The following is a 14,930-nucleotide window of genomic DNA, read 5'->3' as shown; positions in this document are numbered from 1 at the left end:
AACCTATGAATTGTCGGAAGAAAACCTCGGGATGAACCGATGAAAACGACCGCCGATTCATCAAAAAACTTGCGATGACGAATCACAAATTCTAGCTTTTATTGGTTTTTTGGCACAAGCAGAATGGGGCGAAGCGAGTGCGGTCGGCTTGCCACGAACACACTTCATAGAAGAGGAGTATCCCCATGGAAGTTTCGGTCGGGCGCGACAGCGCCACGAATACCGCTAATACCGCGCCAACCGAGCGATCGGGCAAGCGTATCGACGTCAAGGTCATTGCGGTGTCCACCGTCGGGAATGCGCTCGAATGGTTCGACTTCACCGTCTTTACCTTCTTCGCCGCGAACATCGCGCGCCAGTTCTTCCCCAGCGATAACCCCACCGCCGCACTGCTCGCGGCATGGACGACCTTCGGCGTTGGCTTCCTCACACGTCCGCTCGGTGGCATCGTGCTCGGCGCTTACGCCGATAAGCACGGACGAAAAGCAGCACTACTTCTGACGATCACCGTCATGGCGCTGGGCGTCGCCGTCATCGCCTTCGCGCCGACGTACGCACAAATCGGCATGGCCGCACCAGTGCTCATGCTCATCGGCCGCTTCCTTCAAGGCTTCTCCGCAGGCGGCGAAGTGGGCAGCGCAACGGCATTCCTCGTCGAGCACGCACCGGTCGAGCGCCGTGGCGTGTACGGCAGCTTCCAGATGATCGCGCAGGCCTGCAGCATGCTGCTCGGTGCCATCGTCTCCGTCGGCATCACGCAAACCCTCACGCCGGAACAGATCGACGCGTTCGGCTGGCGCATTCCATTCGTCATCGGTCTGCTGAACGTGCCGGTCGGTCTCTACGTGCGCTCGCGGCTGGACGAGTCGCCGGTCTTCAAGGACGCTCGCAAGCAAGACGTCGAAAAGCGCTCGCCGTTCATCGAATCGGTCACGCAGCATTGGCGGCAGGTGCTGGCGGGCTTCGGCCTCACGGTGTACGGCACCATCGGCACGTACATCTTCTACTACTACATGCCGAGCTACGCGACGAAGTCGCTGGGCATCCCGTTCAAGAGCAGCGTGATCGCGTCGTTGTGCGCAGCCGTCGCCTACATCGTGGGGACGTTCGCCTCGGGGCGCATCTCCGACGCCATCGGCCGCAAAAAGCCGATGACCGCCTCTGCACTCATCAGCCTGATCATCGCGTATCCGCTGTTCCTCGCCGTCAGCCACGTGCCGACGCTCCCGATGCTGATCTTCGTGCAGTGCTGCCTGATGCTCTCGCTCGGGCTGTTCCAGGGATCGTATTGCGCCTTCGTGTGCGAACTGTTCCCGTCGCGCGTGCGTGCCACGTCGATGGCCATCGGCTACAACTTCGCGGTGATGATCTTCGGCGGCTTCGCCGGTGCCATCGCAACGCTGCTCATCGGCTGGACGGGCGACAAGCTTGCCGTCGTCTACTACGGCCTGTTCGGCGCAGCCGTCGGCCTCGTCACGATCCTGATGCTCAAGGACCGCTCGCGGCAACCCCTGCTCTAAGACACCAACGATCACGGTGCCCGGCGCGGCCATTTCGATGGCGCGCTGGCGCACCACCGCACTGCCTCCCCAAATCCCCAAACCTGCCCCTGTCCATTGCGCGCGACCCGTCGACATCGTCGGCGAGCGTCGCGCCTTTCGGGGCACCATCAAGAGACCCATCTCATGTCCATCATTCCGGAAATCGCCGAGCGATCGGCCGAACTGCAAGCTATCCGACGTGACATCCACGCCCACCCCGAACTCCGCTATGAAGAGGCGCGCACGTCGGATATCGTAGCGAAGCTGCTCGAATCGTGGGGGATCGAAGTCACGCGCGGGCTAGGCAAGACGGGCGTCGTCGGCGTGCTGCGCAACGGGACGGGCAAGAAGGTCATCGGCCTGCGCGCGGACATGGACGCGCTGCCGATTCAGGAACTCAACACGTTCGAGCATGCGTCGCAATACGCGGGCAAGATGCACGCCTGCGGTCACGACGGCCACACCGCCATGCTGCTCGGTGCCGCGCAACACCTGGCCGCACATCGCAATTTCGACGGCACCATCGTCTTCATCTTCCAACCGGCGGAAGAGGGTGGCGGCGGCGCGAAGGCGATGCTCGAGGACGGCCTGTTCGAGAAGTTTCCGGTCGATGCGGTGTTCGCTCTGCACAACTGGCCCGGACTCGCGGCGGGCAGCTTCGGCGCGCGTGTAGGCGCGACGCAGGCGTCGAGCAATGAATTCCGCATCGTCGTCAAAGGCACGGGCGCACACGCCGCCATGCCGCACGACGGCATCGATCCCGTCCTCACAGCCATGCAGATCGGCACCGGCCTGCAAAGCATCATGACGCGCAACAAGCGTCCCATCGACGCCGCCGTCCTCTCCATCACGCAGATGCAGGCAGGCGAGGCCATCAACGTCATTCCAAACACCGCGACGCTCGCAGGCACGGTGCGCACCTTCTCGCTCGAAGTGCTCGATCTGGTCGAGACGCGCATGCGCGAGTTCTGCGAATCGACGGCTGCCGCGTACGGTTGCACGGTCGAGTTCTGGTTTATCCGCAATTACCCGCCGACGGTCAACACCGCTGCCGAGACGCAGTTTGCGCTGGGTGTCATGAAGGAGATCGTGGGGCGCGATCACGTTGTCGATCCCATTGATCCGACCATGGGGGCCGAAGACTTCTCGTTCTTCCTGCTGGAGCGTCCGGGTTGCTACGCCTACATCGGCAACGGCACCGGCGACCATCGTGCGCATGGTCACGGTCTCGGTCCGTGCATGCTGCACAACACGAGCTACGATTTCAACGACGATGTCCTCACACTCGGCTCGACCTATTGGGTGCGCCTGACCGAAGCTTTCCTGGCGGAGTGAGACGCGATGACCACGAGCCCGTTTTCCGGCAGCTATCGTCAGGCACGCGAGCGCTTCGCGGCAGCGGCCCGGCAGGCCGGTGTGGAGGTGACGAGCCACGTCATTCCCGACATCGTCGGTCTTGAGGGGGAGACGCTCGCGACGGACGTCGTGCGTCTCGGCTTACCCGAGGCGCGACGCCTGCTCATCCTCACCTCCGGCACGCACGGCGTAGAGGGATTCTGCGGCAGCGCGGCGCAGATCGCCCTGCTGGGCGACGAAGGACTGAAGGCGCGCCTCGCGGCGGCAGATGTCGCCATTCTCGTCGTGCACGCGATCAATCCGTATGGCTTCTCGTGGCTGTCTCGCACCAACGAGGATAACGTCGATCTGAATCGCAACAGCATCGACTTCACGCAGGCGCTGCCCGTCAACGCCGCTTACGCCGATTTGCACGATTTGCTCGTGCCGCCCGAGTGGCCGCCGTCGGACGATAACGTGCGAGCGATTGCTGACTACATCGCGACGCACGGCGAAGCGGCGTATCAGCGCGCGCTCACGATCGGACAGTACGCGTTCGCGGACGGACTGTTCTACGGGGGACGCGAACCCGTGTGGAGCACGCGGCTGATGCGCACGCTGATCGAAACGCATGGCCAGCGTTGCGACGCCATCGGATGGATCGACTTCCACACCGGCCTCGGTCCGCCGGGACATGGCGAGAAGATCTGCGTAGGTGGTCTCGACGCAGCGGAGTTGGCACGTGCCCGCGCGTGGTGGGGTGCCGACCTGGCAAGCCCCATCGACGGCATGACCGTGGCGTCGAACGTCGGTGGTCCGCTGCTCGACACGCTGCGCAACACGGCGAAGCACGCACAGGCGACCGCTATCGCCATCGAATACGGCACAGTGCCGCTCATCGACATGCTGCACATGCTGCGGGCGGATTCGTGGTTGCGGCGGCACCCTGAAGCGACGCAGGCACAAGCGTCGGCCATTCGCGCGTCGGTGCAAGCGGCGTTCTGCTTCGACGACGGCGTATGGCAGGGCCAAATTCTCGGACAGGCCCGCGTGGCCATCTTGCAGGCGGTGACGGGGTTGAGTCGTCAGGGCGCTACCGGTTAGGGCAAAATCGGGCGACAATAGCCCGCCCCAACCTAGCAAACGCTCATGGCACCTCACGTGAAGAAGTCTTTCGTCGGTCGGATTCGCGATCAGCTCGATCAGCTCTCGCCGTCGGAGCGGCGTCTGGCCGAATTCGCACTCGATCTGCCAGGCGATCTGGCGGGGTATTCGGCATCCGAGTTGGCCACACTGGCTCAGGTGTCGAATGCCACCGTCACGCGCTTCGTGCGGCGTCTGGGCTATGAGTCGTTCGACGACGCACGCAAACACGTCCGTTCCGAACAACGCGCGGGTTCCCCGCTCGCGATGGCCGCAAGCACGCATGCGACCGAAGCGGTAGCCGACGTCGTCGTCGGTGCGCATCGTCAGCAAAGCCTCGCCAACATCGACGCGACGTATCGCCGTCTCTCGTCCAACGAAATCGAACAGATCGCCGCTGCCATCCTGTCGGCGCGCAAAGTCTGGGTCGTGGGCTTTCGCTCCAGCCTGCCGCTCGCGATGTATTTCCGCTGGCAGTTGCTGCAAACCGTCCCCACCGCGCAAGTCATTCCCGGCGCAGGCGAGACACTTGGCGAACATCTCGCAGGCATCGGTGCAGACGACATCGTGGTCGTCTTCGCGCTGCGCCGTCGAGTGCGCCAGATGCCGACGGTCGTCGCGCAACTTGCGAAAGCTTGCCCGAATCTCGTCTACATCACCGAGCGCAATGCCGCCACGAAGACACCCGCAAAGTGGTCGTTGCAGTGCGATGTGCAGGGCCCTGGCGTACTCGATAACCACACGGCGGTGATGGGTCTGTGCCACCTGATCGTCACGCAGGTGATGACGCTTGCGGGCAATCCGGGACGCCGTCATCTCGGTCTCGTGGAAGCGTTCCACGACGCACTCGACGAATTCTGACCGGCGCCCTCTCGCGTCCTGGATGCATTTGAGGCATCTGAGGCATCTGAGGCATTTGGACGCATTTCGGCGCAGCGGTTAAGCGCGCCGCTCCCATCCGGCCCTCTACCGCCCGCCGTCCTCCGATGGCCCGCGGCCTCCCACCTGTCCATCATTGGCATCTTCCGCCAAGGCCATCGCTCGCCCGCGTCGTCCGGTAAAACCCTGATATGAAAAATAATTTTCAAAAACAAATAATTTGAAAAAATATTAACCGAACAGGTTCATCAGAGGGCGAGGCAATTCGGTCGCATAGGCGCCAATCGCGGCGCAGGGAGTATTACGATGGGCGCAGAAGTGGTCGTATCGTCGTCGGAACCCAGGTTGCAGCAGCTCGAACGGGCGCTCGACGACATTGGCGTGACGCCGTCACACAAGAAGATCCTCGCACTGATTCTGTTCGGGGTTCTGTTCGATGTCTTCGAACAGAACGCCGTCGGCCTCGTCGGGCCGTTGCTGCGCGAATACTGGGGCATCTCCGCAGCCCAGATCGGCTTTCTCAACACGTTGACGTTCGGTGCCGCCGCCATCGGACGCCTCGGTTCGGGCTACATCGCCGACCGCTTCGGGCGTCGCACGATGCTGAGCATCAATCTGATGCTGTTCACGCTCGGCGCGCTGATCTGCGCACTGGCGACGAACTACACGATGCTCGCCGCCGGACGCTTCATCGTCGGCTTCGGCCTCGGCGGCGAGATCTCGATTGCCGTGACCATGCTCGCGGAATTCTGCTCGTCGCGTTTCCGTGGCGTGGCCGTGGGTGCGATCAACGTCGCAGGCGGCGGACTGGGCAACATGCTCGCACCGGCGTTCGGGCTGGCGGTCTTCGCCTTCTTCCCCGGCCCCGATAGCTGGCGCTGGTTGTTCGGCTGCCTCGTCCTCCCGGCCTTCTTTGTGCTGCTCTATCGCCGCTTTATCCCGGAGACGCCGCGCTTTCTGCTCTCCAAAGGCCGCGTGGAAGAGGCCAACCGGGTGCTCAACATTCTCGCCTCCGGCAAGCTGGGCAAGTCCGCCGGTGGCGACACGAAGCGCTACCTGAGCGAAGCGTCGAACGGCGCGCACCGTGCGGAAAAGGTGCGTCTGAGCGAAGTGTTCGTCGGACCGCTGGCGCGTCGCACGGTGGCCGTCGGTATCGCCGTGTGCATGACGTACGGCGCGCAGATTTCGGTGCTCACGCTGATGCCGACGATTCTGATGGCGCAGGGCTACACGCTGAGCAAGAGCTTCGTGTTCACCATCGTGATGCAGTCGGGCAGTCTTCTTGGCGCGATCACGGCGTCGTACTTCGGCTTCCGTTTCCCGCGCAAACGCGTGCTGACGCTCGGTGCTATCGCCGCGTGCGTGATCGGTCTGTGCTTCGGGTTCTTGTCGAAGTCGCAGCCCCTGATTCTCGCGTTCGGCGCCGCTTTCCAGTTCTGCGTGCTGCTGCTCGATACCTCCATCTGGATCTACGCGCCGGAGCTCTATCCCACGCGAGTGCGCGCCTTCGGCACGGCGTTCATTCTGGCACTGGGCACGCTGGCCGGTGCCGCGATGCCACTCGTGGCAGGCCGCGTGTTCGATCAGTACGGCATCGGTGGCATGTTCGGGATGATGGCCGCGATGTACGCCGTGTTCGCTATCGCACTGACCTTTGCGCCGGAGACGTTCGGCAAGCCCATCGACGGCCCGGACGCGCCGGACGACAGCGACCCGAAAGCGGCCGCCCGTGCGTCCGCTTCTGCATCTTCCGCAGCCGCTTCGCATGCTTCCTGAATACCTGATTCGCCGAGATTGCCATGACTCACATCCTGCTCATTAATCCCAACACGTCGACGGCGACGACGCAAATGATGGTCGATATCGCCCGCTCGTATTTCGCCAGCGTGATGAAGTCGCCGCCGACGGTCGTGGGGCGACGGTGACGCGCGGTGCGCCGATGATTGTCGACGAGCAGGACCTCGCGGTGGCCGCCGACGCCGTGAACGATCCGCAAATCGTTGCACTCGCGGCGCAGGCGGACGGCGTGATCGTCGGCGCGTTCGGCGATCCGGGCATCGAGGCACTGCGCGCGCGTCTGGATGTGCCGGTGGTCGGGATCGGCTCGGCATCGGTGCGTGAGGCGGGCGAGGGCGGACGTCGTTTCGGCATCGCCACCACGACACCGCAACTGGCCGACTCGATTGCGTCGAACGTCCGCAAGCTGGGCCTTGGTGCGGGCTTCACGGGCGCGCGTTTCACCACTGGCGATCCACTTGCGCTTGGGGATGTGCCGTCGCAACTGGAAAGCAGTCTTGCCGGTGCCGTCGACGCGTGCATTCGGCTCGACGGGGCGCAAGCCGTCGTGATCGGTGGCGGGCCGCTGGGCGAGGCGGCGCAGGCGCTCGGCGAGCGCTTCTCGCTGCCGGTGATCGGTCCGGTACCGGCGGCATGCCGCGCGCTGCTTCAGGCAATGCGTCTGGACGAAGCCGCGTGATTAAGCCGTCCCTAGTCGTCGTTCGTCCCAACGTCGACGGTCGATACAAAACAAAGCAGGAGCCGATATGAACCAACAGCCAACGTCGCAAACGAGCGACGGCACAAACGCGTTCGCCAATCCGCACGACCGGATGCTCGATCCCATCTACCGCAAGATCATGTGGCGGATCATTCCGTTCATCTTCGTGCTGTGGATGCTTGCGTGGATCGATCGGGTGAATGTGGGCTTCGCGAAGTTGCAGATGCAGCAGGATCTCGGTTTCAGCGAGACGGTGTACGGCATCGGCGCGGGTATCTTCTTCCTTGGGTACTTCTTCCTGGAAATTCCGAGCAACTGGTTGCTGTTGCGCATCGGCGCGCGACGCACGCTCGCGCGCATCACGTTGGGCTGGGGAACGATCTGCGCGCTGATGATGTTCACACACTCGCCCGCGTACTTCTATGTCATGCGGTTTCTGCTCGGCGCGTTTGAAGCGGGGTTCCAGCCGGGCGTGCTGCTGTATCTGACGTTCTGGTTCCCGGCGCACCGACGCGCGAAGGCGTTTGCATGGTTTATTTCGGCGTCGGCGGTGTCGTCGGTCGTGGGTGCGCCGCTCGCGGGCGCCATCCTGAACGGCATGCATGGCGTGAACGGCTGGGCGGGGTGGCAATGGCTGTTCCTGCTCGAAGGTGTGCCGACGGTCCTCGCGGGCGTGCTGGCCGTGTGGTTCCTCGTCGATAAGCCTGAACAGGCCAGCTGGTTGTCGGCACATGAGAAGCGTCTGCTGCAAGCCGATCTGGACCACGACCGCAAGGGCGCGGGACAGCGCGAGCATAGCTTCATGCTCGCCGTGCGCAGCCCGAAGCTGTGGCTGCTCACGGGCATCTACTTCGGCATCGTGGCGGCCAACGCGACGCTCTCGTTCTTCGCGCCGACCATCGTGCGCGCGTTGGGGCCGACGAATCCGTTGCACATCGGATTGCTCGTCGGTGTGATGTACGTCTTCGGCGCGATCTTCCAGATCGCCATCGGCTACAGCGCGGACACGCGGCGCGAAGCGCGCATGCATTGTGCTATTCCCGTCTTTATCGGCGCGTGTGGACTGGCGGGCGTCGGCGTGTTTGCGGGAAGCAACGGCGTGGCGGCGTTCCTGTGTCTGGTGATCGCCGTGTCCGGCACGATGGGCGCGATCCCGGTGTTCTGGCAGTTGCCGAATGCCTATCTCGCGGGCGGCGCAGCAGCGATGGGCGTGGCGTTCATCAACTCGGTGGCAAACCTTGCCGGGTTCGGCTCCCCGTACCTGTTGGGCATGGTGAAGGACGCGACGGGCAGCTTCAATGGCGGTCTCTGGATCGTCGCGGCACTCGAAGCGTTTGTCGCCATCCTGATCTGGTGGCGGATGAAACGGCGTGAGCGGGTACCGGGGGTGCATGCCGTCGCCTGATCCGACGCGTAGAACGGCGAAGGGCTACGTGAACTCACGTAGCCCTATTCGTCCGACCTGACCGGATGAACAACTGACGCTTAAAACGCTCGCAAGAAAATCGCTTCGATTTCCGCTTGCTCAGCGCGACGCGGGTTGGTGAACCCGCAGGCGTCCTGCATCGCGTTGGCCGCGAGCGTCGGGACGTCTTCCTTCTTCGCCCCGAGTTCGGCCAGCCCGGACGGAATGCCGATGTCCTTCGACAACCGGCGAATCGCGGCGATGGCGACCCTGGCACCTTCTTCGTCGCTCAACCCTTCCACCTTCTCGCCCATCGCCTGCGCGATGTCTCTCAGACGCGCCGCGCTGGTGCTCGCGTTGAATTCTTCCACGTGCGGCAGCAGCACCGCGTTGCACACACCGTGCGGCAGATCGTAGAACCCGCCCAACTGGTGCGCCATCGCGTGCACGTAACCCAGCGACGCGTTGTTGAACGCCATGCCCGCCAAGAACTGTGCATACGCCATGTTCTCGCGCGCCGTCATGTCGTCGCCGTGCGACACCGCACGACGCAGGTTCTGCGAGATCAGCGTGACAGCCTTGAGCGCGCATGCGTCGGTGATCGGCGTGGCAGCGGTCGACACGTAAGCTTCGGTCGCGTGTGTGAGCGCGTCCATGCCGGTCGCGGCCGTCAACCCCTTGGGCATCGCCGCCATCAGGGCCGGGTCGTTGACGGACAACAGCGGTGTGACGTTGCGATCGACGATGGCCATCTTCACATGACGCTTTTCGTCCGTGATGATGCAAAAGCGCGTCATCTCGCTCGCGGTGCCCGCCGTCGTGTTGATCGCGACGAGCGGCAATTGCGGCTTCTTCGACTGATCGACGCCTTCGTATTCGGAGATGTGACCGCCGTTGGTCGCGCACAGCGCAATCCCTTTCGCGCAGTCGTGCGGCGAGCCGCCACCCAGCGAAATTACGAAGTCGCACTGGTTCTGTTTGAGGATTGCCAGGCCCGCTTCAACGTTGCTCACCGTGGGGTTCGGCTTCGCACCGTCGAAGACGACCGATTGAATGTCCTGCTGCGTCAGCAGCTTCGCCACCTTCTCGGCCACGCCCGCCTTCGCCAGACCGGCATCGGTCACGATCAGGGCGCGGCGGAAATGGTATTGGCGCAGGGCGGCAATCGCTTCGTCGAGGCTGCCCACGCCCATCATGTTGACGGCGGGAATGAAGAAAGTCGTGCTCATCGTCATGCTCCTTATCTGTTCTGTGAGGGGCACACGCCGCGCGCAGATGGCGCCGCGGCGGTGTCCAGAATCATCTTTTGCATGCATCAAAGACAGCATCGCACTCGCTGCGCGACGCGTCTTTGATCCAATGCAAGGTCACATACGACTAGAGGGATTACTCAGAAGAAGCCGAGCGGATTGACGTCGTAACTCACCAGCAGATTCTTCGTCTGCTGGTAGTGGCCGAGCATCATCTTGTGCGTCTCGCGGCCGATGCCAGACTTCTTGTATCCACCGAATGCCGCGTGAGCCGGGTAGAGGTGATAGCAGTTCGTCCACACACGCCCCGCCTGAATGCCACGGCCCATGCGATAGGCACGATTGATGTCGCGCGTCCATACGCCAGCGCCCAGACCGAACTCCGTGTCGTTGGCGATGGCGAGGGCGTCGGCTTCGTTCTTGAAGGTCGTGACACCGACCACGGGCCCGAAGATTTCCTCCTGGAACACGCGCATGCGGTTCTCGCCCTTGAGCAGCGTAGGCTGGATGTAGAAGCCCGACGCCAGCGGACCGTCGAGCATCTCGATGCCGCCGCCCGTCAGCACTTGTGCGCCTTCCTTGCGCGCCAGATCGAGGTAGGTGAGGATCTTGTCGAACTGCTGTTGCGACGCCTGCGCACCCACGGCCGTCTCGGTATCGAGCGGATCGCCCCGCTTGATGCGCTCGACCCGCTTCATGACGACTTCCATGAAGGGCTCGTAAATCGACTCCTGGACGAGTGCCCGCGACGGACATGTGCAGACCTCACCCTGATTCAGGAAGCCCAGCACGAGGCCTTCTGCGGCCTTCTCGATGAACTCCGGCTCGCCGTGCATGATGTCGTCGAAGAAGATGTTCGGCGATTTGCCGCCTAGCTCGACCGTGCTCGGGATCAGGTTGGCAGCGGCGCGCGTCAGGATGTGATTGCCGACGGGCGTCGAGCCCGTAAAGGCGATCTTGGCGATGCGCCTGCTCGTCGCCAGCGCTTCACCGGCTTCGCGGCCGTAGCCCTGCACGACGTTGAGGACGCCGGGCGGCAACAGATCGCCGACCAACTCGGCGAACAACGTGATCGTGAGCGGCGTTTGTTCGGCGGGCTTGAGCACCACGCAGTTGCCTGCCGCGAGCGCGGGAGCAAGCTTCCACGCGGCCATCAGCAACGGGAAATTCCACGGGATGATCTGCCCGACCACACCGAGCGGCTCGTGAAAGTGATACGCGGCGGTGTGCTCGTCGATCTCGGCGGCGGTGCCTTCCTGCGCGCGAATGCAACCGGCGAAGTAGCGGAAGTGATCGACGGCCAGCGGCAAATCGGCGGCGAGCGTCTCGCGCACGGGTTTGCCGTTGTCCCACGTCTCCGCCACGGCGAAGCGCTCCAGTTGCGATTCCAGCCGGTCGGCGATCTGCAACAGAATGCGCGAGCGGGCCTGTACGGACGTCTTGCCCCAACTGGCCGCCGCCGCATGCGCAGCGTTGAGCGCCAGCTCGATGTCGGCGCCGTTCGAGCGGGGGAATTCGCCGATGACCGCGCCGGTGACCGGCGACGTGTTGGTGAAGTACTGGCCTTCGACCGGCGGCACGAATTTACCGCCGATGAAGTTCTCGTAACGCGGTTGCAGGGACAGCAGGGCACCGGGCGTGCCGGGCGGGGCGTATTTCATGTTGTGTCTCCGGATATCGTTGTAGCGCGAACGTTGGCTGCGCAGGACGCTACTAAGCAAGTCGCGGGCCAGACGTCCCAATTCGCACAACGGCGCGCCCTGGCGGCCTGCCGGACGGCGCGGTGTGTACCGATTTTGTGACACCTGTGTCCTGCCGTGTGGCACACGGTGTGTCAGGACTGTGACACTGCGTGTCGTCAGCGTCAGAACCTGCGTCAATCGCCTTGCGCTTGCCGATTGACACAGCGCATTGCAATCGCTTCGCGCATGGGAGATGCTTCGGGAACGATACGAGATCATCAGATCATCCGGCACGGGGGAGACGACCAATGCCAGCCAGTACGGAAGCCGCACATGCACGCCGTGTGCTGAACGTCGCGCAGGGCCATTTGCCATCGGGCTCGGTGGCGACCGACCCGAACATCGCCAGTTCGTGGCGGCGCTGTCTCGACACGCACGCGCTCGATCCGGGCGCGCGCATGGCGCCGCGCGTGCTCGAATCCTCGCAATTGCGCGAGCGTCGCAACGCAATGGAGCGCCTGCGCAATGTGTCCATGCCGGTGCTGGAACGTCTGCAACGTCAGTTGATGAACCCGCGTCAGGCCGTGTTGCTCACGGCCCCGGATGGCGTAATCGTCGATTCGCGTCTGCATGACGGCACCCGCGACGACTTCCATCGCGCCGGGCTATGGCCGGGCGCGGACTGGAGCGAATCGTGCGAGGGGACCAACGGTATCGGGACGTGCGCCGTCGAACGCGCGCCCGTCATCATCTGTCAGCAAGACCACTTTCGCGCACTGCATACGCCGCTCACCTGCACGGCGAGTCCGGTGTTCGCGCCGCAGGGCGATTTGCTGGCGGTGATCGATGTGTCGTCCACCAGTACGGATCTCACGCGTCAGAGTCAGTTTCATACGCTGGCGCTGGTCAACCTGTCGGCTAAGGTCGTCGAGAGCGAGTATTTCTTTCAGCACTATCGCGACGAATGGCTGCTGCAATGGCAGGAGCAGGCCGACCATCTTGGCGGGTTCGCACAGGCGTTGCTCGCGTTCGACGATGCCGGGCGAGTGCTCGCCGCCAATCAAAGCGCACTGAATTGTCTTGGGGTGACGCGCGACGCGCTGGTGGGCACTCGCGTCGACCGATGGTTCGTGCAGACGCTCGATACCTTGCTCGCGCAGGCGCATCCGTCGCCGAGTACGTGCTGGCCGTTGCACGCCAACACCGGTGCGAACGCGGGCGAGTCGCTGCTGGCGATGCTGCGCGCGCCCGCGCGCGCACTCCGGCGTGCGCCCGGTGTGTCGCGCACTGTGCCGGAAGTGGTCACGGAACCGTTCTCCGATCGCACGCTGGCGCGCGCGTTTGCACGCGCATGCCGCGTCTTCGCGCACGACGTGCCCGTGCTGATTCGGGGTGAAACGGGAAGCGGCAAAGAAGTGTTCGCGCGCGCGGTGCACGCAGCGAGTGCGCGCTCGGGCGGGCCGTTCGTCGCACTCAATTGCGCGGCAATTCCCGAGTCGTTGATCGAAAGCGAATTGTTCGGCTATGTGGGCGGCAGCTTCACCGGTGCGCGCAAAGAGGGGATGGCGGGCAAGCTGTGGCAGGCGAACGGCGGCACGTTGTTTCTCGACGAGATCGGCGACATGCCGTTCGCGATGCAAACGCGCTTGCTGCGGGTGCTGGAGGACCGGATGGTGTCGCCGCTGGGTGGTGGCGAGCCGGTGCCGCTGGGCATTCGCGTGCTGAGCGCCACGCATCGCGATCTCTCCGAACGTATCGGCGAACGGCTGTTTCGCGAGGATCTGTTCTATCGTCTGAGTGGGCTCGAAGTCACCGTGCCGCCGTTGCGCGAGCGCGAGGACAAGGTCGAGGTGATTCAGCGGCTGTTCGCACAGGCGGAGTCGTCGGGCCGTTGTCCTGCCGTGCATGTGACGCCCGCTGCGCTCGACCGGTTGTGTCATCACGCGTGGCCGGGGAATGTGCGTCAGCTACGCAGCGTCATCCGCACGCTGGTGGCGCTCAGCGAGAACGGCGTCGTCACCGTCGACGATCTGCCGGGCGAACTGCGCGAAGCGGACATCGCGATGGCGGACGCCTCACCGTCTGCGTCATCGTCCAATTCACCGGCCGACGGATTGTCCGAGGCACCTTTGGAAGCAGCGGAGCGTCAGGCGCTGCGAGCGGCGCTCGACGCCTGTCAGGGGCAGGTGAGCGCCGCAGCGCGACGGCTCGGCGTGAGCCGCAACACGCTGTATCGCAAGCTCAGGCGCTTCGGGTTGCTGCGCGGGTGACGTCGCGCAGTCCGGCGTCGACGTCAACGTCCGCCCGTGCGAGCATCACTTCATCGGAATCTGCGTTGCACGATCCACCGGCACGGCGGTGACGCTGTTTTGCGGCGAGCCGTCGATGAGTTTGTCGGAGTAGGTGAGATAGACGAGCGTATTGCGCGTCTTGTCGACCATGCGCACGATGCGCAGCTTTTTGAACAGGGGCGAGAGCCCTTCGGAGAAGACTTCTTCTTCCTTGGGCAGCGGGCCGGTGAAGGAGATCGGACCGACCGGACGGCACGCAATCGATGCTTCGGCCTTGTCTTCGGCGAGCCCGACCATGCCTTTGAGGCCGCCGGTCTTGGCGCGCGAGACATAGCACGTCACGCCCTTTACCTTGGGATCGTCATACGCGTCGACAACGATCTTGTGATCCGGCCCGAGGAACTTGAACGCGGTGCTGACATCGCCGATCTTCTCGGCCTGGGCCCAACTCGCGGCGAGCATCGGCGCGAGCGCGACTACTTTCTTCATGAGCGTGTGTCCCGTCAAAACTGCGGAAGCGGCGACGATCGCCAGCCATGCGCGTTGCGGATTTTACTCGCCTCGCGTGACTGGCCGCCATCGCCGCTTCAGCCCTTACGGGAACCGCTCGTTAGCCGTCGTCGCGGGCCATCACATCGGACGGCTGCGACGGGGATGGCGTCTTACCACTTATCGTCCTGCGCAGGCGCTGCCTGAGCGCCAGCCGATGGCGTGGATTTCTTCTTCGTCGTCGAACCGGCCGAGGCTTTGCCCCGTCTGCAGATCCTTGAACTCGGTGCCCATCGCCACGACCGCGTAACGGCCGCCTTCGCGCAGCGCCTGACCGCCCTGGCTGACGACGACGTTGGTGCCGTCGCGGGCATCGCGTTGCTCAACGGCAACTAACGGACGCGAGAATCGCGGAATA

13 protein-coding genes are annotated in these 14,930 nt (G+C 63.8%); 10 read left to right on the top strand and 3 right to left on the bottom strand.

The window, feature by feature from the left end; all coding sequences use genetic code 11:
* Positions 1-185: 185 nt before the first annotated feature.
* The 8 genes from MB84_RS22465 to MB84_RS22435 all read left to right on the top strand — a co-directional run bounded on the left by MB84_RS22465 (position 186) and on the right by MB84_RS22435 (position 8,800).
* Positions 186-1,520 carry an MFS transporter gene (locus MB84_RS22465; protein ID WP_046289953.1) on the top strand — a complete coding sequence of 445 codons (1,335 nt, stop codon included), beginning with the start codon at positions 186-188 and terminating at the stop codon, positions 1,518-1,520.
* 165 nt (positions 1,521-1,685) lie between these two features.
* Entirely contained in the window at positions 1,686-2,876 is a 1,191-nt protein-coding gene (locus MB84_RS22460) for a M20 aminoacylase family protein (RefSeq protein ID WP_046289952.1), read from the top strand.
* A 6-nt stretch (positions 2,877-2,882) separates the two neighbouring features.
* Positions 2,883-3,980: a M14 family metallopeptidase gene (locus tag MB84_RS22455; protein ID WP_046289951.1), complete on the top strand. Its 1,098-nt coding sequence runs from the start codon at positions 2,883-2,885 to the stop codon at positions 3,978-3,980.
* 57 nt (positions 3,981-4,037) lie between these two features.
* Positions 4,038-4,880: a MurR/RpiR family transcriptional regulator gene (locus tag MB84_RS22450; protein ID WP_245725434.1), complete on the top strand. Its 843-nt coding sequence runs from the start codon at positions 4,038-4,040 to the stop codon at positions 4,878-4,880.
* 324 nt (positions 4,881-5,204) lie between these two features.
* Positions 5,205-6,674, top strand: a complete 1,470-nt coding sequence (locus tag MB84_RS22445; protein WP_046289949.1) for an MFS transporter — start codon at positions 5,205-5,207, stop codon at positions 6,672-6,674.
* 23 nt (positions 6,675-6,697) lie between these two features.
* Complete coding sequence (locus tag MB84_RS31490) at positions 6,698-6,823, top strand: hypothetical protein (RefSeq protein WP_281192311.1); 126 nt, start codon at positions 6,698-6,700, stop codon at positions 6,821-6,823.
* Positions 6,824-6,837: 14 nt separating this feature from the next.
* On the top strand, positions 6,838-7,374 hold the full coding sequence (locus tag MB84_RS22440; RefSeq protein ID WP_245725433.1) for an aspartate/glutamate racemase family protein: 537 nt from the start codon (positions 6,838-6,840) through the stop codon (positions 7,372-7,374).
* Positions 7,375-7,441: 67 nt separating this feature from the next.
* Positions 7,442-8,800: an MFS transporter gene (locus MB84_RS22435; protein WP_084009934.1), complete on the top strand. Its 1,359-nt coding sequence runs from the start codon at positions 7,442-7,444 to the stop codon at positions 8,798-8,800.
* An 80-nt stretch (positions 8,801-8,880) separates the two neighbouring features.
* Here the strand turns inward: MB84_RS22435 and yiaY are convergent, their stop codons facing one another.
* Both yiaY and exaC read right to left on the bottom strand, forming a co-directional pair.
* Positions 8,881-10,029 (bottom strand): L-threonine dehydrogenase, encoded by a 1,149-nt coding sequence (gene yiaY, locus MB84_RS22430; protein ID WP_046293161.1) that lies wholly within the window; start codon positions 10,027-10,029, stop codon positions 8,881-8,883.
* 161 nt (positions 10,030-10,190) lie between these two features.
* Positions 10,191-11,711: an acetaldehyde dehydrogenase ExaC gene (exaC, locus tag MB84_RS22425; RefSeq protein ID WP_046289948.1), complete on the bottom strand. Its 1,521-nt coding sequence runs from the start codon at positions 11,709-11,711 to the stop codon at positions 10,191-10,193.
* A 329-nt stretch (positions 11,712-12,040) separates the two neighbouring features.
* On the opposite strand from exaC, the gene MB84_RS22420 reads away from it, so the two are divergent.
* Complete coding sequence (locus MB84_RS22420) at positions 12,041-14,002, top strand: sigma-54-dependent Fis family transcriptional regulator (protein ID WP_046289947.1); 1,962 nt, start codon at positions 12,041-12,043, stop codon at positions 14,000-14,002.
* A 45-nt stretch (positions 14,003-14,047) separates the two neighbouring features.
* On the opposite strand, the gene MB84_RS22415 is transcribed toward MB84_RS22420, so the two are convergent.
* Entirely contained in the window at positions 14,048-14,512 is a 465-nt protein-coding gene (locus MB84_RS22415) for a CreA family protein (protein WP_046289946.1), read from the bottom strand.
* 222 nt (positions 14,513-14,734) lie between these two features.
* Here MB84_RS22415 and MB84_RS30060 point away from each other — a divergent pair, with 222 nt between their 5' ends.
* A complete protein-coding gene (locus MB84_RS30060; protein ID WP_157122818.1) occupies positions 14,735-14,908 on the top strand; it encodes a hypothetical protein in 174 nt (57 codons plus the stop codon).
* Positions 14,909-14,930: the final 22 nt, after the last annotated feature.

Source organism: Pandoraea oxalativorans, from assembly GCF_000972785.3.
Lineage (GTDB): Bacteria > Pseudomonadota > Gammaproteobacteria > Burkholderiales > Burkholderiaceae > Pandoraea > Pandoraea oxalativorans.
The sequence above is the reverse complement of the archived record's forward strand: the minus strand, read 5'-3'. Positions and strand labels throughout refer to the sequence as shown.

Bases quoted from the DNA above. Each gene is read 5' to 3' on its own strand.
- exaC (WP_046289948.1), bottom strand. From the start codon at position 11,711: ATGAAATACGCCCCGCCCGGCACGCCCGGTGCCCTGCTGTCCCTGCAA.
- MB84_RS22445 (WP_046289949.1), top strand. From the start codon at position 5,205: ATGGGCGCAGAAGTGGTCGTATCGTCGTCGGAACCCAGGTTGCAGCAG.
- MB84_RS22440 (WP_245725433.1), top strand. From the start codon at position 6,838: ATGATTGTCGACGAGCAGGACCTCGCGGTGGCCGCCGACGCCGTGAAC.
- MB84_RS31490 (WP_281192311.1), top strand. From the start codon at position 6,698: ATGACTCACATCCTGCTCATTAATCCCAACACGTCGACGGCGACGACG.
- MB84_RS22415 (WP_046289946.1), bottom strand. From the start codon at position 14,512: ATGAAGAAAGTAGTCGCGCTCGCGCCGATGCTCGCCGCGAGTTGGGCC.
- yiaY (WP_046293161.1), bottom strand. From the start codon at position 10,029: ATGAGCACGACTTTCTTCATTCCCGCCGTCAACATGATGGGCGTGGGC.
- MB84_RS22455 (WP_046289951.1), top strand. From the start codon at position 2,883: ATGACCACGAGCCCGTTTTCCGGCAGCTATCGTCAGGCACGCGAGCGC.
- MB84_RS22420 (WP_046289947.1), top strand. From the start codon at position 12,041: ATGCCAGCCAGTACGGAAGCCGCACATGCACGCCGTGTGCTGAACGTC.
- MB84_RS22435 (WP_084009934.1), top strand. From the start codon at position 7,442: ATGAACCAACAGCCAACGTCGCAAACGAGCGACGGCACAAACGCGTTC.
- MB84_RS22460 (WP_046289952.1), top strand. From the start codon at position 1,686: ATGTCCATCATTCCGGAAATCGCCGAGCGATCGGCCGAACTGCAAGCT.
- MB84_RS22465 (WP_046289953.1), top strand. From the start codon at position 186: ATGGAAGTTTCGGTCGGGCGCGACAGCGCCACGAATACCGCTAATACC.